We start from the raw sequence: 18,858 nt of genomic DNA, 5'->3' as shown, positions 1-18,858 counted from the left end.
CACTAACGGCCGTATGGTCATGAATCTGCGCGCAAGCTGCGCTGCAATCGCTTTCGTTGCCGCCTTTCCGGTCGCCGCGCAGACCGCTGCCGACCCAGAGGGCCCCGGACCGCGGGCTGAAGTCGATGCGCCGGGTGACGAAATCGTTGTCACGGGTCTGCGCGCCGGTCTGAGCCGCGCGATCGACACGAAGCGCAACAGCGACATCATTGTCGATTCGATCGCGTCTGAAGACCTCGGCAAGTTTCCTGACACCAACGTCGCTGAATCCTTGCAGCGCATCACGGGCGTGTCGGTTGACCGCTCCGGCGGCGAAGGCCAATTCATCAGCGTTCGCGGATTTGGCCCCCAGTTTAACACGGTCCTTGTTAACGGCCGCTCGATCGCGACCGAAAATGCGGGCCGGGCTTTCAGCTTCGACCTTCTGGCTGCCGAACTGATCTCTGGCGCCGATGTCTACAAGAGCAGCAATGCCGGCATTCAGGACGGCGGGATCGGCGCGACGATCAACATCAAGACGGCGCGTCCGCTCGATTACGATGGCCAGAAAATCATCCTTTCGGGTCAGGCCAATTACGAACAGCTTGCTGATGAGTTCGCCGGTGACGGCTTTGCGCTTTACAGCAACACCTCCGCCGATGGGCGTCTCGGCATTTTGGCATCGGTCAGCTATCAGCGGCGCAAGGCGCTTGTGAACACGGTGGCGACCAATGGCTACTACCGGACGAATCTGCCGCTTGCCGGTCTCACGAATGTCAATTTTGCGCAGAACTACGATCAGATCTCCGATGCGCAGGACCGTGAGCGTATTGGCGTCAACGGCACTGTCCAATTCGAGGCGAGCGATAAAGTCCTGCTGACCGTCGACGGGTTGTGGAACAAGTTTACCGTCGATTCCACCGCCAATAGCGTTGGCCATTTCTTCTCGCCTGGTTCTGCAACCAGCGCGACGGTGGACGGCAACAACACTGTCACCAGCTTCTCGCAGAACGCAACAGGCCATACCGACTACATCAACCGGACGTTTAACCGGCCGACGGAACTGGTCGCGTTTGGCGCCAACCTGCAATGGTCGCCCAGCGATCTGATCGATGTCACTCTCGACAGCAGCTATTCGAAGGCGACGTCGAACAATGGCGGCAACGAAATCTTCGCCGTCATCGGGTTCAACAATGCGGTCACCTTCAACAACACCGGTTCGGGCTTGCCCGATCTGACTGCTGCCAATGGCTTTGTCGACACGTCGGTTGGCCGTGCGCACTTTGCCACGCGAGAAGGGTTTGATCGCAGCGAGGAAAAATATGAAAACCGCCTCGATGCGACCTTCAGGTCCGAGGGTGGTTTCATCGATGCCGTCAAAGTTGGCGCGTATTTTCAGGATCTGACCAAGCGCAACACGCTGGTCCGCACGGAAGCCAACGTCGGTTGCGCCTATTGCGGCTATGCCATTCCTGTAGGGGCCGGGCTGTTGCAGCCTTTCAATCCCGGCAATTTTTTCAACAACGCCGGCGGCAACTTTCCGCGCCAGTGGCTGCAGTTCAATGCCGAAGACTACTTCACGTTTCTTGAATCGACGGCTGCAGCCAATGCGCAGGATCTGGCCGTCGGCCGTCCGGTCGGATCGCTTGCCGCGTTTCTTGCTGCCAACAACGGCTATGACGCAATCGTCTATCCCGACAGCTTTGCGGTCAAGGAACGCGTGATTGGCGGCTACGTCCAGTCTGATTTCAAGTCGGAAATTGGTGGTCTGCCGATCAGCGGCAATTTCGGTGTGCGCTACACGCGGACGCGGGTGAATTCTCGTGGTTCGCAGCAGGAGTTGCTGGATCTTCGCGTCATTGCCAATGACACGACATCATACACCGGCGTGTTCTCGCCCACGGCAGTTCCGGTTACCCGCATCACGACGTATGATAACTTCCTGCCCAGCTTCAACGCGAAGATCGATTTTTCGGACGATGTGATTGGCCGGTTTGCAGCGTCGCAAACCGTTACGCGGCCTGATCTCAGCCTGCTTGCTCCGCGCGTGAGCTTCACAAACCTGCGCCCGGGTAACTTGCAGGCCGCAGGCGGTAACCCTGAACTGAACCCCTACAAGTCGACAAACTTCGACCTGACGGGTGAATGGTACTACCAGCCGGGCGGCTACTTCACTGTCAGCGCTTTCTACAAGCGCGTGCAGGACTTCGTGGGTAGCTCGGTTGCGGTTGAACCCTTCACCATCGCCAATGCCGACAACATCTTTCCCGGCGGTGCTGCGCCGTTCAATGTGCAGCGCCCGCGCAACCTGGGCGTGATTGATGTCTACGGCGTCGAGGTTGGCTTCCAGCATAACCTGACATGGCTGCCGGCGCCCTTCGATGGGTTCGGCGTGACGGCGAACGCCACATTCGTGGACAGCAGCTCGGCCACCACAGCGGCTGGAAACACGCTGGCGCTCGAAGGTCTTGGCAACAGCCAGAACGCGGTGCTTTTCTACGAGAAGAGCGGTTTGCAGGCGCGTCTGGCCTACAACCACCGTGACGAGTTCATCCAGACCCTGGCGAACGGTACGGGCGGGCAGCCGATCTTTTTCCGCGGCTATGGCCAGTTCGATGCCTCGGCTTCGTATGAGTTGACGCCTTACGCAACGCTGTTTGTTGAAGGCGTAAACATCACCAACGCCAAGACCCGCACGCGCGGTGAGTTCGACAACCAGTTCCTGTCGATTGTTGATACCGGTGCGCGTTATTCTGTCGGGGCGCGGTTCAACTTCTGATCTTTCGGGATCGATAGACTGACCAAAAAGGGGGCGCAGCCGTTGTGGCTGCGCCCCCTTTTTCATGGCCGTTTGCGCGGTGACCGGCGGCACCGCCGGCGGCGGCCGTGTCGGTCAGAGGCGCCGGAGATGCAAAATGATCGCGGTGCCCGGGTGCAGGCGCGGCATCTGCAAGCCTGCCTGCATCAGCATTGCGCCGCGGAACACGCCGCCGACCGCCAATGGCCACGGCTTACCAAGACGTTCCGGCCATACCATTTCCATCGCATAGTCGGCTTCCGCATCGAGCCCTGCAAGGCGCAACGGATCGGCAAAATAGCCGCGCTGTTCGGTCATCAGCGACCACGACACCAGCGCTTCGCTGCGATCGGCGGCGACAACGGCAAACGCGTTTGCGCCCTCCATGGCCTCAAGCCTGACAAGATCGCCGCTATGGATCAGCGCCCGGTGCGCTTTGTGCAGCGCGACACCTGCGGTCAGTTCGGCTTCTTCGGCCGCATCAAGCTGGCGCAAGTCCAGTTCCATGCCCATGTGGCCAAACAGCGCAGTTGCCACGCGCAGCGCCATTGTCAGCTTGCGGCCCGTGATATGACACGTCGCGGGGCCGACATGTGCGCCCATCAGTTCGGCCGGGAAAAAATGCGAAAATCCACGCTGGATGACGAGCCGATCAAGGGCATCGTTCGAATCCGATGTCCACACCCTGTCCGTGCGGGCCAGAATGCCATAATCGGCCCGCCCGCCGCCTGAGGCGCAGCTTTCGATTTCGACGCCCGGATGCGCGGCGCGCAGATGATCGAGCACAGCGTAAAGCCCCTCGACATGCTTGACCGCGCCGGCGCGGCGATCGGCCCCGCCGGGGTGGCTGACATCGCGGTTCATGTCCCACTTGAGATAGCCGATCCGATACTCGCGCAGCAGTGCATCAACCGCAGCATAGATATGCTGGCGCACATCCTCGCGGCCAAAATCGAGCACCAATTGGTGCCGGAACGAAAGCTGCGGCGCGGGCGGCGCGGCGAGCACCCAGTCCGGATGCGCGCGGAACAGATCGCTATCGGGATTGACCATTTCGGGTTCGACCCACAGCCCGAACTCCATGCCAAGGCTGTTCACATGGCTTACGAGCGGGCCAAGCCCCTCGGGCCAAACCGCTGGATCCACCGTCCAATCACCAAGGCCGGCGTTGTCGCTGCGGCGGCCCTTGAACCAGCCATCATCGAGTACGAACCGCTCGACACCAATGGCGGCGGCACGGGTCGCCATGGCAGTCAGCACGGTGGGATTGTGATCGAAATAGACCGCTTCCCAGCTATTGTAGTGCACCGGACGCGGCTTGGCACGGAGCCGCTCGTGCTCTGGCCGGGCACGCAGGTAACGGTGAAAATGCTGCGACAAGCCCGTGAGGCCCGCGTCCGACACGGCGGCGAATATGGGCGGCGATGTATAGGTCGCGCCGGGTGCCAATTGCATCTCGCCCGGCAAGAAGAGCGCGCCCAGCGCCGCGCTTGCGCGTCCGTCGGGTAATGTTTCGACAGCCAGCCGGTGATTGCCACTCCACCCCAGATGAAACCCGAAGGCGAGGCCCTGCGCTTCGGTTGTGGACTCTTCGGCGGCGATAAGGCCGGGAAAGGCATCGTGGCTGGAGCGGCCCCGGCGGTTTTCGCGCAGCCAGGTGCCCATGCTGCGATCATGCGCCCGCGTCATGAATTCCCCGGCCCAGCGGCCTTCAAAACCGATGATGCGGCGGACAGATGCGGGCAGGGGCAGGACCGGCGCGACCAGATCGTCGATCGTGAGCGGAGCATCGCCGCGATTGGTCAATGCGGTGGTCCCCACCAGCACATCGCCGTGAAGCGCGAGATTGTGGACCAGTTGCATCCCATGCGCGGTGTCCACACTGGTGATGACCGCGCTGCTCGCCGTGCTTTGCACTGTCTCAGCCAGCGCCCAGCTTGCCCAGTCAAGGCCGTCGCGGTGCGCGGCAAGGCCGGGGCGGCCGGGACTGCCCTGGCCGACCTGAGGGGTCAGTGCCAGCACCGGTTCTTCTGCTGGCGATGCATTGGCCTCTGCCCGTGCGCCGAGCAGCGCGAGCGCAGCAAGATCCAGGCCATCGGGCAAGCGCACGCCCCAATAGATCGCCGCCGGCAGTCTTTGCGCAAAGCCGATCACCAGCGTTGTCGCAGGCCCATCGAGGCGGATGAAATCAGGCAGGTCGGCGGCCATTGGTAGTCCCTTCCGGTGCGCCTCCAGCGCCCGGCAAAATTATATGATAATTGGGCTGGAACTGTCCAGAGCCTTGAGGCAGGAGTGGCGCGTAACGCGCGCTGCCGGCCATGAGCTGCCGCCGCCTGCGCAATCTGGAGAGATCGATATGCTCGGCGTTTGCTACTATCCCGAACATTGGCCCGAGGAATTGTGGGCCAGCGATGCTGCGCGCATGCACGCGCTGGGCCTTCGCATGGTCCGTATCGGCGAGTTTGCGTGGAGCCGGATGGAGCCTGATCCTGGCCGCTACGATTTTCTGTGGCTTGACCGCGCGATCGATGTGCTGGGTGCTGCCGGGCTGAAAGTGGTCATGTGCACGCCTACGGCGACCCCGCCGAAATGGCTGATCGATCAGCATCCCGAAATACTGCCAGTCGACCCCGCCACCGGCCGTACGCGCGGTTTCGGATCCCGTCGGCACACGGATTTTTCCAGTCAGGCGTGGCTGGCAGCAGCCCGCAACATTACCGAAGTGCTCGCCAAGCGCTATGGCGAGAACCCGCATGTTGTTGGCTGGCAGACCGACAACGAATTGTGTTGCCACGACACCACGCTCAGTGCCTCGCCTGCCGCGCGTGATGGTTTCCGCGCCTGGCTCGCAGAGCAATATGGCACGATCTCCGCGCTCAATGCTGCCTGGGGCAATGTCTTCTGGTCGATGGAATACCGCAGTTTCGATGAGATCGAGCTTCCGGTCGGCGCGGTGACCGAAACCAGCCCGGCGCACCGCATGGCCTGGTTCCGCTCCAGCTCGGCAGCGGTCGTCGCATTTCACGATGAAGCCGTGGCAATTCTGCGCGCGCACGCGCCGGGGCGTTTCATCACGCACAATTTCATTCCGATGCACGAAACCGGGATCGACAATCACGCTCTTGCCGCTCCGCTCGATTTTGCCTCTTACGACAATTACCCCTTGGGCCGCGCCGATCTGGCGCTGGCCGCGATGACGGCGGAGCAATTCCGGCCGTGGATGCGCACCGGCCATCCCGATTTTCAAGCGGTGCTGTTCGATCAGACGCGGGGGCTCACGGGCCGGCCATTCTGGGTGATGGAGCAGCAGCCGGGGCCGGTAAACTGGGCAAGCCATAATCCGCGCCCTGCGCCGGGCATGGTGCGGCTGTGGAGCTGGGAAGCCTTCGCGCACGGTGCGGCGGTGGTCAGCTTCTTCCGCTGGCGGCAGGCACCGTTTGCGCAGGAGCAAATGCATGCCGGCCTGCTCCGTCCGGATTCGACCGAGGCTGAAGCCTGGCCTGAAATCGCCCAGCTCGCGGCCGAGCTTGGCGACATTACGCTGCCGGAAACGACCCAGGCGCCCGTGGCCATGATCGTTGATGTCGAGGCCCAGTGGCTTTGCGCGATCGAGCGGCAAGGCGCAGGCTATGACTACACCGCGCTGCTGTGGAGCTGGTACGGCGCGCTGCGCCAGCTTGGGCTCGATGTCGATTTCGTGGCGCCCGGCGCTGATCTTTCCGGTTACAAGCTGGTGCTCGCGCCGTGCCTTGCTATGCCGACGCCTGCCGCCGTGGAGGCGCTGCGCGATACCGACGCGCTGGTGGTCATCGGTCCGCGATCCGGCGCGAAAACCCGCGATGTCACCATTCCCGACGGGCTTGCCCCGGGGCCGCTCAAGGCGTTGCTGCCGATCCGCGTGCTTTCGGTTGAAACGCTGCGGCCCGATTGTCCGGGCGTTCTGGCGTATGACGGGGCGGACTATGTTTCGACCCGGTGGCGCGAGTCTATCGATCCGGGCGAAGCGGCTGTGATCGGGCAATATGAGGATGGCGCGCCGGCGCTGGTTCGCCATGGGCGGGTGCATTATCTGGCCGCCTTGACCGACGATGCTCTGCTCAGCGCGCTGTTTTCGGATCTGTGCGCCGAGGCAGGCATAGCCGTTACACCGGTTACCGGCGCCTTGCGTCTGCGCCGGCGCGGCGCGCTGACGTTTGCTTTCAATTATGGCGCGGCCCCAGTGCCCGCTCCGGCGCCAGATGGTGCAGCATTCCTGCTCGGCGGTCCCGCGATCGGTGCGCATGATCTGGCGATCTGGACCCACGGCTGAGCCCGCATGCGAGCGGACCCAGCCACAGCCGATGCCTTCTTAAAAAGTGAAGGGCGGACTTTCCGTTCGCTGGCCAACGAGGAAGGCATCGGCGACCAGCTCAAACGGGGCCAGATCGCAATCGCTAAGGTTTGCGGCGATCAGCGAGGCGAATTGGCGGTAGAGGGCGGGATATTCGCCAATCCCGTCGACATCTTGCGCAGCGCCGGCGATGGTCACGCGTTCGCCGCCATCGTGAAGCATCAGTGGCCCGGCATCAGTTTCGACCGTGATGTCCCAGCTTTGCGGGCCTTCCTGGCGGAAATCGAACTCGGCTGTGATCCGGGCGGCTTCGTCGTGGACGAGCGCGAGACTGGCGGCAATGGGCGCACCGCGGCCTTTTGGAAAATCGAGAATGGCCGATTCGAGCCGCACCCGGCCGGGGAGAATCTCGGTCAGGATCGACAGCGCATTGATCCCCGGATCGAACACGCCCAGTCCGCCCGCCTCAAGGATCCATTCCTGCCCCGGGTGCCATTGACGGATATCTTCGCGCCACGAAATGTGCGCGGCAGTCACGCGGGTTTCGGCGAGAAAGGCTTTTGCGGCTGGCACCCCGGCCGCCTCCCGCGAGTGCCAGCTTGCAAACAGCGTCGGGCCGGGCGCCGCAGCCAAAGCCCGCACTTCCCCCAAGGTCGCGCCGGGCGGCTTTTCGAGCATGACGTGCCATCCCTGCGCGCGTGCCGCAGCAGCAATGCGGTGGCGGCCCACCGGCGGCGTGCACAGCGACACGGCATCGATTTCGAGCCCACTCGCGATCAGCGCATCCAGTTCACGAAAATTGGCAACCCCATCGATCACCGCATTGCGGCTGACCGCGGCGACCAGCGCAAAATCCGGGTTTGCGGCAATCGCCGGAAGATGCTGATCGCGGGCAATCTTGCCGATCCCGACAAGCGCCAGACGAATGGGAGCCGGGTGAACGTGAGACGGTCGAATGGGTCTGTTCATGGGGAGCCTTTCCGGTATAATTATCTGACAAATAGACAGGGCGATCGGAATTTGCCATTCCGGAAGAGATCAAAGGGCCAATAATGACTGAAGAAACCGCGCGCGGCGCGCCTCATGCGGCGCCAACTGCGACGACAGCTGCCGGGAACCTTGCCGTCGATGCTGGCGGCGCAAATGCGGGAAAACAGCCACTTCGCTCGCGCGCATGGTTCGACAATCCAGCCAATCCCGACATGACCGCGCTTTATCTCGAACGATATCTCAACTTCGGTCTTTCGGTCGCCGAGCTGCAATCGGACCGCCCGATCATCGGCATCGCGCAAACCGGCAGCGATCTTGCGCCGTGCAACAGGCATCACCTCGTTCTGGCCGAACGTGTGCGTGACGGCATTCGTGATGCAGGCGGCATTCCTCTCGAATTTCCGATTCATCCCATCCAGGAAACTGGCAAACGGCCAACCGCCGCAATCGACCGCAATCTGGCCTATCTCTCGTTGGTCGAAGTGCTGCACGGCTATCCCATCGACGGCGTGGTGCTGACTGTCGGCTGCGACAAGACCACGCCTGCCTGCCTGATGGCGGCAGCCACGGTGAATATTCCGGCAATCGCACTTTCGGTCGGGCCGATGCTCAACGGCTGGCACAAGGGCGAGCGGACGGGTTCGGGCACGATCATCTGGAAGGCCCGGCAAATGCTGGCTGCTGGCGAAATCGATTATCGCGGTTTTATCGAATTGATCGCGTCCTCGGCGCCGTCGACCGGTTTTTGCAATACGATGGGTACTGCGACCACGATGAATTCGCTGACCGAAGCGCTGGGCATGTCGCTGCCGGGTTCTGCCGCGATCCCCGCGCCGTATCGCGACCGCGCGCAATCAGCCTATGAAACCGGATTGCAGGCGGTGGAACTGGTTGCGGCCGACCGCAAGCCTTCGGACATTCTTACCCGCGCCGCGTTCCTCAATGCGATCCGGGTCAATTCGGCGATCGGCGGGTCGACCAATGCGCCGATCCATCTCAATGCCATCGCCCGGCACATGGGCGTCGAGCTGTCGCTTGAGGATTGGCAGGAGCACGGGGCAGGGGTGCCGCTGCTGGTCAATCTCCAGCCGGCCGGGGAATATCTGGGTGAGGACTACTACCGCGCGGGCGGCGTTCCGGCCGTGGTGGGCGAACTGCTCCGCGCCGGGCTGCTCGATGGTGATGCGCTGACTGTGAACGGCAAGACCGTGGCAGAAAACAACGCCGATGCTGTCTCGCAGGATGTGCGGGTGATCCGTCCGCTGGCTGATCCCTTGTTGCCGAATGCCGGGCTGACCGTGCTCACCGGCAACCTGTTCGACGCTGCCGTCATGAAAACCAGCGTTATCTCCGAGCAGTTCCGCGCGATGTACCTTTCCAACCCCGAAGACCCGAACGCGTTCGAGGGCAGGGCGATCGTTTTCGACGGGCCGGAGGATTATCACGCGCGGATCGACGATCCGGAGCTTGCCATCGATGCGCAGTGCCTGCTCGTCATTCGCGGTGTTGGCCCGATCGGTTTCCCGGGCGGCGCCGAGGTTGTGAACATGCGCGCCCCTGCTGCCTTGATCCGGGCCGGGATCGACGCCTTGCCCTGCATCGGCGATGGCCGCCAATCGGGCACATCGGGCAGCGCTTCGATCCTTAACGCCAGCCCGGAAGCGGCGGTGGGCGGCGGCCTGGCACTGCTGCGCACCGGTGACCGTATCCGGATCGATCTCAATCTGCGCACGGCTAATATGCTGGTAACCGAGGATGAACTGGCACAGCGCCGCGCTGCGCTCGAAGCATCGGGTGGATATGAGGTGCCAGCATCGCAAACACCCTGGCAGGAAATCAGCCGCAATCTGACCGGGCAATATCCCGGCGGTGCAGTGATCGAATCTGCTATCCCCTATCAGCGGATAGCGCAGACGCGCGGACTGCCGCGAGACAGCCATTGACGATGGCGATGCTCCCCTACCGCGTCATTGCGCGCGACCGTGCCGATCTGCTCGGCGAAGGCCCGCTGTGGTCGCCGGCGCACAACGCGCTGTTCTGGGTGGATATCATTGGCCAGCGGCTCAACCGCCTCGACCTGGCGAGTGACGCCGTTACCGAATGGGCAGTGCCGGACATGATCGGCTGGGTGATCGAGCGCGCGGGGGGGCAGGGCTTTATCGCCGGGCTGCGTTCGGGATTTGCGCGGATCGACCTTGAACCCTTCGTGATGACTGCGCTGGCGGTGCCGCCCGATCATCCGCCCACCAACCGTTTGAACGATGCCAAGGCCGATGACCGCGGCCGCATCTTTGCCGGCTCCATGCCAACCGCGATTGATCGCGCTTCGGGCAACCTCTATCGGCTGGACCCGGATGGTACCGTGCATGTGCTCGATCGGGGCTATACCGTGGCCAATGGCCCGGCGATCAGTCCGGATGGATGCGTCCTCTATCATACCGACAGCGTGCTCGGCCGGATTTACCGCTTTCCCATCGATGCCGAAGGCAACCTTGGTGAGCGCAGTCTGTTTCGCCAGTTTCACGCGGACGAAGGCAAGCCCGATGGCATGACGTTCGATACGGATGGCGGACTGTGGGTGGCGTTGTGGGGCGCGGGCCGCGTGGTGCGATTGCTGTCGGATGGCCGCATCGATCAGGAAATCGCCTTGCCCGCCAGCCAGATCAGCAGTTGCACTTTTGCCGGACTTGACCTCGACCGGATGTTTGTCACCTCCGCCGCTGCTGATGTCGACGAACCACACGGCGGCGCGCTGTTCGAGGTGAAGACCGGCCGCAAGGGCTTTGTCCCGCACCGCTTCGGCGGGTGAGCCAGCACGCCTGCATGCATGATCCATCGTAACAGAAAGCTGCTGCCATGACCTCCACTGCCGACCGGTTCGCCGCTGCCTTTTCCGCCTGCCCGCTGGTCGCGATTTTGCGAGGTATCACGCCGGACGAAGTGGATGCGGTGGGTGATGCGCTGGTGGATGCCGGCTTTACGCTGATTGAAGTGCCGCTCAATTCGCCCCTGCCGTTCGACAGCATCGCGCGCCTTGCCCAGCGGCTGGGTGGCCAAGCGCTTGTGGGTGCCGGAACAGTCACCGATACGGCTGAGGTCGCCCGGGTCGCCGAGTGCGGCGGTACGCTGATCGTATCGCCCAACACCAACCCCGATGTGATCCGCAGCAGCGTGGCCGCGGGACTGATTTCTCTGCCCGGTTATTACACTCCGACCGAAGCCTTCGCCGCACTGGCCGCCGGTGCGCATGGGCTGAAGCTGTTCCCGGCCGATGCAACGCCGCCGTCCGTGCTGAAAGCGCACCGCGCGGTATTGCCCAAGGATCTGCCGGTGCTGGCGGTCGGCGGGATCGATGCCGGCAACATGGCAGCATGGCGCGCTGCCGGGGCCAGCGGCTTTGGGCTGGGATCAAGCCTTTATAAGCCCGGCAAGTCTGCCGCTGATGTGGCGAAAGACGCGCGCGCTTTTGTGGCTGCTGTCAAATGAGCCTGCGCCAGTCCGCCCCAGTACGCATTCGATAGGACCACAGCGCATGTCTCAGCAGATCATCGGTTCAAGCCAGATTGCCGTCTTTATCGGCATTACGGTGCTGATCGCGGTTGCAACATGGCTGAAGGTGCGCGGACCGGCCGCGCCCCATTCCGGCTCTGGCAGGGAAGTGTTTCTCGCTAACGGGTCGCTGACGTGGATCTATGTTGCCGGCTCGATCACGCTAACAAACCTGTCGACCGAACAGCTCGTCGGGATGAACGGCAACCAGATGCTGCTGCTTGCGTGGTGGGAACTGGCGGGCTTTGTCGGGCTGATGATCCTCGCCTTTGTGTTCGTGCCCATCTACTACCGCGAAAAGTGCACCACGGTCACCGAACTGCTTGAGCGGCGTTACCAGGGTGGCAGCGTTCGGACGGTGATTTCCGCGATCTTCCTGCTCGGGAATATCCTGATCTATCTGCCCGCGGCGCTCTATTCAGGCAGCCTGTTTCTGAAATCGATGTTCGGGGTGGACTGGCCGCTGCTGTGGTTCGCCGTGCCGATGGCGGTGATCGCTGCGATCTATGCCATTACCGGCGGGCTGAAGGCGGTGGCGGTGATGGACACCTTTTCCGGCATCGGCGTGCTGGCGATTGCGTTGCTGGTCGTCGTGCTCGCGCTGTACGCGGTCGATTTCGACCTGGTCAGCGGCGTTCCGCCCGAGCGTGTCTCCATGATCGGGTCGGCGCAGTCGCCCATTCCGTTCCACACGCTGTTCACCGGCATGCTGTTCATCCAGATCTTTTACTGGTCGACCAATCAGAACATTACGCAAAAGGCGATGACCGCGCCCACCGTGCGCGAGGCGCAGAAGGGCGTGATGGCGGCCGCCGTGCTGCGCGTGGCTGTGATCCCTGCGATCGTGGTGATCCCGGGCGTGGTCGGCTACAAGCTGTTCGGCCCCATGGGCGATGCCACCTACGGGCGCGTGGTTGCCCATGTCTTGCCGGGCTGGATGTCAGGCATGTTTGCAGCCCTGATGGCGGCTGCGGTGATTGCGCACACCAGCGCAATTCTCAACAGTTCAGTCGCGCTCTATGCGCTGGATTTCCATGACAAGTTCGTGCGCAAAATCGACAATTTCTGGAAGTTGTCGGCATTGGCATCGGCGGCATTCACCGTTTCGTCGATCATCATGATTCAGGCGTTCGAGAACGCCAGCAGCATCATCAATCTGTTGCAGGAACTCAATGGCCTGTCGTCGATGCCGGTGCTATCCGCCTTCATCACCGGGTTGCTGTTCGCAAATGTCGATGCGCGCGCAGCGGTTATCGGTCTGCTCTATGGTGTGAGCGTCTATGCGCTGCACAGCTTTGTGCTGTACGTGCCCGGCGTGTTCTACCCTGGCGAAACCTTCTACCAGCACATCGGGCTGGGCGGGCTGCACTATATCGACGTGATGCTGATCGTACTCGTCAGTTCGGTGATGGTGGGACTGGGCGCAAATCGGCTGCTGTTCGGCAATCAGGCCCGTTACATTGGGCCGGGGGCAAAGGGGCGGCGGGGCACGGTTCACGCGCGCTGAAGTGATAACCGTCCTGCTGATATTGAGTGGGCAAAGGCGCAGGCCTATGGGTAACCATCGGAGGGCGAGCGGGTGCAGGCCGATCCGCTGTTCAGATCATCCGATTGTGTTGAACCGATGGTTTTTCGAACCAGCCGAAGATGGTGTTGGGGGGAGACGACATGAGCATGATGCCTTTGTTGCTCGCCGCAGTTCTGGTGGTTGCAGCGTCTGAGGGCGGCATTGGAGAAGAAAGTTTTGATCCAGCGACGGTCGATGTTTCCGATGCGATCAACTGCTACCTCGATGCGCCAACCTACAACAGCTTCGCTCTGTCGATTGGCACGAACGACGAGATCTCCAGGCAGCGGGGCTGGAAGAAGATCGACAGCGATAACCCATTTCTGCTCGAATTCAGACTACCCAGCGAGATTTTCGTCACAGACAATTGGACGACCGATCACATTGCCTTCACTTCCACGGGGATCATGGCCGTGCTTGATCTTGAAGACCCTAACGCCATTGCGGGGCAGGTCGGGGTTGAAAATCAGATCGGCACCGACCCGTTGATCGCAGCGCTCGTCCGCGAGATGCAGGCCGCGACGGGCGAACAATCAGCAGATGGCACCAGCCCGCAGGAATCTCACAACAAGCCCGCACCGGTGCTGCGAAAATTTCTGGGTCAGACTGTTCTGGTGGACGAAATCGGGCCGCCGTTCGGGGAGGACAATTGGCGCCAGCGCACGGTAATCTCGCGGAACCTTTCCAATGTCAGCAGCCATCCGGGCAAAACCCTGTTCGGCTGCTCCTACAAGATGGATCTGCTGGACAGCAGGGGCGAGCGTTTGTGAGATTGGCTCACATGGCCCACGGGCCGACCGTCCCGAACGGTTAACGCGGTGCGGGCCAATCAGCTCGCCGGGGGCACGTCCTTGCCAGACACCCATCGCCAGGTGGCAACGGTCCCAAACAGCAGCGTAAGCAAGCCAAGGTTGAGCGCGGCAGGCCAGTAATCTTTCAGCGAACCGCCCATCTGATTGAGGCCCACCATCATTTCCAACCCCGATGATGTGGGAAACAAACGCGCAGCGATAACCAACAAGGTCGGCGTTGCTTCGGCTGGCCACGACAGGCCGGCCAAGAAGAACAGCGGCAGTGAAACCGCCAGCAGCAGTTGGAGCGGGCGTTCGCGCGTCTTGAAAAGGCTCGCCAAGGCCAGCGCTGCGGCCACGGTGGCAGCCACAAACAATATCGCTCCCATAACAACGTCAAGCAGCGGCGCTGCGGCACGGGGGTAATCATGCCACCAAAACACCATGCCGACGAACCAGCCCACTTCAAGCATTCCGATGACACCCGCGGCGAGCGCAATGCCTGCCAATTGCGCTCCGGTTAGCCGCAGGCCTCGCCCCATCTGCTCGCGGGCTGTCCCGGCCAGCAGCGCCAGACCCAGCAGCAGGCTTTGGTGAATGATCACAAAGGCGACGCCCGGAAACACTGCCGCGCCATATCCTTCCCGGGTGTTGAACAGCGGCCGTGGTATCAGCATCAAAGCAGGCGGCGCTGGCGGGCCGGCCGCACGCGCCTGTTCTCGCGCCGCGTCCCGGCCTGTCTGGCCGAGCGCTACACCGATCCCGCCAAGAGCGCTGGATGCGCGCAGGAGATAGCCCCCATGCCCGGTCAGCAGCACTGTTCCGGCGGTGCCGCGCGCAATTTCTTCGCCAAATCCGCGGGGAATGATCAGCGCTGCCACCGCCCGGCCATCGGCCATCCAGTTTTCGGCCTCGGCTGCGGCGGGCAGGTACGCGACAATCTCGGCTTGCTGGGCACCGCTGACCTTGATGATGAGGTTGCGGCTGGCAGCGGTGCGATCGTGATCGACCACAACGACCGGCGCCCGGCTGACAACCTCATCGGTGTAGGCGCTGGGGTAGAAACCGGCGTAAATCACCGGCGACATCAGCAACAACAAGGCCGCCGCCCGGTCTGCTCTGATCGCTGCAAACAGAGCCTGGAACGCAGCCCACATCAGCGCCGTCCCCAACTGCCGGGATCGCGCGCGGCCCGCAGATAGAGCAATGTGCCAGGAATAGCCGTTACCAGCGCAATCGCCAGCATCGCCAATATCGGCCCTGCCAGCGCGGTGCCGCTCCCCGGGGCTACCCACGTGCGCGCCAGCAACCGCGCGAAATGGGTGTAGGGTAGGGCATTGCCCCAGATCCTCGCAAATGCGCTGGCCTGCTCCAGCGGGAAGATTGCCCCGGCAAAGGCGAAGGAAGCCCCTGCATAAAGTCCGGTCATCGACAGCGACTGGCTGAGCGTTCGCGTGCCGCCCACCATCAGCAACGTGACCCCGAGATAGGCCAGATACATCATCGCATAGCCGGTCAGCAGCACGAGCGGTGAACCGGCAAAATGCCAACCGCGCACGCCGGCAAGCCAGAAGATCGCAAGCATGGCCCAGCCTGTGAACACGGCGAGATAGGGCGCAGCCTTGCCTGCCAGCCCGGCGAGATTGGGCGCCCAAGGGCCAATCGAACCGTCGCGCAATTCGCGCCCGAAGGCCGAAACGACCGCCAGCATGAAAATCAGATGCAGCAGCGCGGGATGCAGCAGGCTGACGAGCTGAAATTCCTGGCTGGCAGGTGCATTCCAGGCGATTGCTATAACCGCGCGCACCGGTGCAGGGCGGACACTGCCTTGCGGGAGGACTGGCGCAATCCGATCGGTTGCCTGCCGCGCGTTGGCTGCATCAATCACAGCGCCAAACTCGCGCTGTATTGCCGCGGCGGCAGCGGGGTAACTGGCGTTGAAATAGAGGGTAACCGGGGCCTGTCCTTGCAACGTGCGCTCGGCGGTCTCGCGGGGCACCAGCAGCGCCGCGTGCGCCCGGTGCGAACGGATCAGTTGCTGGGCGGAGGCAAGATCGGGCACGGTGCCTGCAAGCCTCAGGCCGGGGGCGGCTTCAATCCTGATCGCCAGATCGCGGCTGATCGCGCTCTCATCCTGCGCTACCAGCAACACGGGCAATTCGCGGATGACCCCGCCCGATAATTGCCATGCAATCATGCCGCACAGCAGCAACGGGATCCACGTCACCACAGCCAGATCCCATGGGCTGCGCGCAATAAACCGGCATTCGCGCGCAAAGCTTGCCCGAAACCCGGTCCGCTCGGTCATTGCGGCCAAGCGAACAGCACCGACATTCCCGGTCGCAGGCCCGCAATCGGCTTTACCGGCACCAGCCGCACTTCAAAGCCTTTGACATCAAAGCCCTCCGATTGCCGGGTGGCGCGCCAGGTGGCGTAATCGCCTGCCGGCGCAATGAAGCTGACCTTGAAGGTCGCGCTTTGCACACCGAGTGCAGGAATGTTTCCGGTAAGCTGGCTGCCGACCTTTACGCCTTGCAGCTGGTCTTCGCGCAAGGTCACTGTCACCCACGGCGCCTGCACCTCGGTCAGCAGCATGACCGGATAGCCGGCGCTGACGATTTCGCCTGGCTGGGCGAGCCGCCGACCGACCTCGCCCTTGGCAGGGGCGATAATCTGGGTTTCGGACCGGGCTGCGGCGACTTCGGCAGCAGCGCCGCGTGCTTGCGCAGCCTGAGCGGCAGCGGCACGGCGATCCTCGACCCGCACGCCGGACAGTGCCGCATCATATTGCGACCGGGCCGCGCGTTCCGCCTGCTGGGCGGCGATCATGTTCGTGCGCGCCTCATCACGCTTTTGCCCCGCAACCACGCCTTCATTGGCGAGCCGGTTGACCCGCTCGAACGTGACCCGGGCCAGATCGGACGCGGCTGACGCCCGCCGCCACTGCGCCTCTGCGGCCGAAATGTCGGTCCGCCGCGCGCCGGTTTCCGCCTTGTCGGCCTGCGATTGCGCGGCATCGACGGCGGCATTGGCCTGCGCCTCTTTGGCGGAGACCTCAGGGCTATCGATGCGGGCGAGAAGCTGCCCGGCTTTGACCGTGTCGCCCTCGGCGACCAGCACCTGCGCCAGCCGCCCGGTCACCTTGCTGGCAACCCGGTATTCGCGTGCATCGACAATGCCCTGGACTTGTCCGGCCTGCGGGCTCCAAGCCAGCCACAGGCCCAGGCCCACCACCGCCACGGTCAGCACCACCAGCACGGTGGCTGACAGTTTGCGCTGCATGCTACCAGACTGTGCCAAATCTGCTTCGCTTGTGGTCATTGGCTACCCGTGCCTTGGTTTGAAGATGAAAGGAATTCTGGCAGGCGATCCATCTGCCCACTGATTTCTAGCAGTGATATCAGCGCCTCCAAATATTCGTAGGCGGCCTGCGCTTGTTCGACCCGCACACGCCCGGCGGCGAGTTCCGCGTCGGTGACATCGCGGCTGGTACCCTGGAGTTCGCGGAAGGAAAGGCGTGCGACCCGCCGCGCTTCATCGGCGGCCGCAATGGTCTGGCCGTACAGGTCATGCCGCTTGCGGGTCGAGAGCGCCTGCGCATGAGCGATCTTCACCCCCGTTTCGATCTGCACCAGCGCCTCGCGCACGCCCGCTTCGGCCTGCGCTTCGGTCGAACGTGCTGCGGCGACGCCGGCTCGGCGGCCCATGCCTGAGGCGAGCTTGTATTTGACCCCGATGCCGAAGATGAAATCGGGATCGGTCACCAAGGTGTCCTGCCGGTCCAGATTATACTGCGCCAGTCCATACACCGTAGGCCGCAGCTGCGCCTGTTCGGCGGTGACGCCCGCGCCTGCCAGCCTGACATTGGCTTCAAGGCGGTTGAGGCCGGGATGATGGTCAAAGGCCGAGGCGATAAAGGTATCGCGCGGCGGCAGCGGCTGCGCACTGACGGCAAGCGGGGTGGTGGGCTCAATCGGCAGCGGCGCGCGCAGCAGCCCTTCCAGCGCAATATCCGCTGCAGCGAGATCGGCGGCGGCTTTCTCGGCCTCGCGTTGGGCTTGCTCAAGCTGCGCTTCAGCCTGAAGCCGCTGGGCGGGTGCAATCTGCTGTTCGCGCTCCAAGGCGCGCGCGTCGGCCACGTGATCGCTGATACCGGCAACGACCGCTTGCCTGATCGTGAGCGCTTGCGCTGCCAATTGCCGCCCGAAATAGGTGCGGGCGAGCTGCGCCAGCCCCTGCTCCGATGCCTCCTCGCGGCTGGCTTCCTCGATCGCTACGCGGCTGGCTGCGCCGGCCCGTGCCGCGGCCATCTGTCCGCCGGCATAAATCGGCACTGTGGCTGTTACGATGGGCCGTGAGACAAAGCGGCGAATGCGAAAGCGCAGCGGGTCTGCGATACCAAAGGCGTTGGCCACCGGTTCAAGCGACCCCAGCGGCAAGAACAGCGTCTTCTGAAAATCGAGCACCTGCGCCTCAACCTCAACCTCGGGCCGGCCAAGTGTGCGGGTGGCATCGCGCCGCGCTTCGGCCGCCCGCACGGCAGCATCGGCGGCATCAATCGCGTCTGACCGGTCAAGAAACCGCGCCTGCGCCTCGGCATAGCTGAGCGCCATGTCCGGCTCTTGCGCAGCGACGCCTGCGGCCAGCCCGGCAGCCAGAAAAACCGCCGCCCAACCCGCGCCTCGCGTCACTGCCGCAGATCGCATCTCCGTCTCCTCCACCCGTCGCAATGGCCAAGGCGTGCGTGGGGAGATCCACATCATGCCCGCAAAAGCCGCACCCCGCCGAACCGCTGCTTGATCCTCTTGAATGCGCGTGTTTGCAGCGGTGTGGCATGAGCCGCAAGGACAGGCAA

The 18,858-nt window shown here is 63.1% G+C and carries 13 protein-coding genes; 7 read left to right on the top strand and 6 right to left on the bottom strand.

All coding sequences use genetic code 11. The annotated features are described in order from the left end of the window. The first annotated feature begins 19 nt into the window (after positions 1-19). A complete protein-coding gene (locus C0V72_RS07110; protein ID WP_199797777.1) occupies positions 20-2,758 on the top strand; it encodes a TonB-dependent receptor in 2,739 nt (912 codons plus the stop codon). 114 nt (positions 2,759-2,872) lie between these two features. Here the strand turns inward: C0V72_RS07110 and C0V72_RS07105 are convergent, their stop codons facing one another. Beyond that, the gene (locus tag C0V72_RS07105) at positions 2,873-4,984 is read right to left on the bottom strand and encodes an alpha-galactosidase (protein ID WP_101792729.1); all 2,112 of its coding nucleotides are present in this window, start codon (positions 4,982-4,984) and stop codon (positions 2,873-2,875) included. A 148-nt stretch (positions 4,985-5,132) separates the two neighbouring features. Here C0V72_RS07105 and C0V72_RS07100 point away from each other — a divergent pair, with 148 nt between their 5' ends. Next, positions 5,133-7,085: a beta-galactosidase gene (locus C0V72_RS07100; RefSeq protein ID WP_101792727.1), complete on the top strand. Its 1,953-nt coding sequence runs from the start codon at positions 5,133-5,135 to the stop codon at positions 7,083-7,085. Positions 7,086-7,124: 39 nt separating this feature from the next. Here C0V72_RS07100 and C0V72_RS07095 read toward each other — a convergent pair whose 3' ends face one another. Beyond that, on the bottom strand, positions 7,125-8,075 hold the full coding sequence (locus C0V72_RS07095; protein WP_101792724.1) for a Gfo/Idh/MocA family protein: 951 nt from the start codon (positions 8,073-8,075) through the stop codon (positions 7,125-7,127). Between the two features lie 233 nt (positions 8,076-8,308). Here C0V72_RS07095 and C0V72_RS07090 point away from each other — a divergent pair, with 233 nt between their 5' ends. The 5 genes from C0V72_RS07090 (at position 8,309) to C0V72_RS07070 (ending at position 13,982) form a co-directional block, all read left to right on the top strand. After that, positions 8,309-10,039: an IlvD/Edd family dehydratase gene (locus C0V72_RS07090; protein ID WP_233999830.1), complete on the top strand. Its 1,731-nt coding sequence runs from the start codon at positions 8,309-8,311 to the stop codon at positions 10,037-10,039. A gap of 2 nt (positions 10,040-10,041) precedes the next feature. Then, positions 10,042-10,905: an SMP-30/gluconolactonase/LRE family protein gene (locus C0V72_RS07085; protein ID WP_324761525.1), complete on the top strand. Its 864-nt coding sequence runs from the start codon at positions 10,042-10,044 to the stop codon at positions 10,903-10,905. 47 nt (positions 10,906-10,952) lie between these two features. Next, complete coding sequence (locus tag C0V72_RS07080; protein ID WP_101792718.1) at positions 10,953-11,582, top strand: 2-dehydro-3-deoxy-6-phosphogalactonate aldolase; 630 nt, start codon at positions 10,953-10,955, stop codon at positions 11,580-11,582. 46 nt (positions 11,583-11,628) lie between these two features. Further along, a complete protein-coding gene (locus C0V72_RS07075) occupies positions 11,629-13,152 on the top strand; it encodes a sodium:solute symporter family transporter (protein ID WP_172438944.1) in 1,524 nt (507 codons plus the stop codon). A gap of 161 nt (positions 13,153-13,313) precedes the next feature. Then, positions 13,314-13,982, top strand: a complete 669-nt coding sequence (locus C0V72_RS07070) for a hypothetical protein (protein WP_143704541.1) — start codon at positions 13,314-13,316, stop codon at positions 13,980-13,982. A 59-nt stretch (positions 13,983-14,041) separates the two neighbouring features. On the opposite strand, the gene C0V72_RS07065 is transcribed toward C0V72_RS07070, so the two are convergent. The 4 genes from C0V72_RS07065 to C0V72_RS07050 are packed head-to-tail and all read right to left on the bottom strand — an operon-like array spanning position 14,042 to position 18,709. Beyond that, positions 14,042-15,160 (bottom strand): ABC transporter permease, encoded by a 1,119-nt coding sequence (locus tag C0V72_RS07065; protein ID WP_233999827.1) that lies wholly within the window; start codon positions 15,158-15,160, stop codon positions 14,042-14,044. Beyond that, complete coding sequence (locus C0V72_RS07060) at positions 15,160-16,311, bottom strand: ABC transporter permease (protein ID WP_101792713.1); 1,152 nt, start codon at positions 16,309-16,311, stop codon at positions 15,160-15,162. The genes C0V72_RS07065 and C0V72_RS07060 overlap by 1 nt, the downstream gene beginning before the upstream one ends. Next, complete coding sequence (locus C0V72_RS07055; protein WP_199797776.1) at positions 16,308-17,285, bottom strand: HlyD family secretion protein; 978 nt, start codon at positions 17,283-17,285, stop codon at positions 16,308-16,310. Before C0V72_RS07055 ends, C0V72_RS07060 begins: the two co-directional genes overlap by 4 nt. Positions 17,286-17,320: 35 nt before the next feature. Continuing rightward, the gene (locus tag C0V72_RS07050; protein WP_172438943.1) at positions 17,321-18,709 is read right to left on the bottom strand and encodes a TolC family protein; all 1,389 of its coding nucleotides are present in this window, start codon (positions 18,707-18,709) and stop codon (positions 17,321-17,323) included. Positions 18,710-18,858: the final 149 nt, after the last annotated feature.

Origin of the sequence: Porphyrobacter sp. TH134, from assembly GCF_002855495.1 — a bacterium.
In the GTDB taxonomy this organism is placed as follows: Bacteria; Pseudomonadota; Alphaproteobacteria; order Sphingomonadales; family Sphingomonadaceae; genus Erythrobacter.
This window is presented reverse-complemented; position numbering and strand designations above follow the sequence as displayed.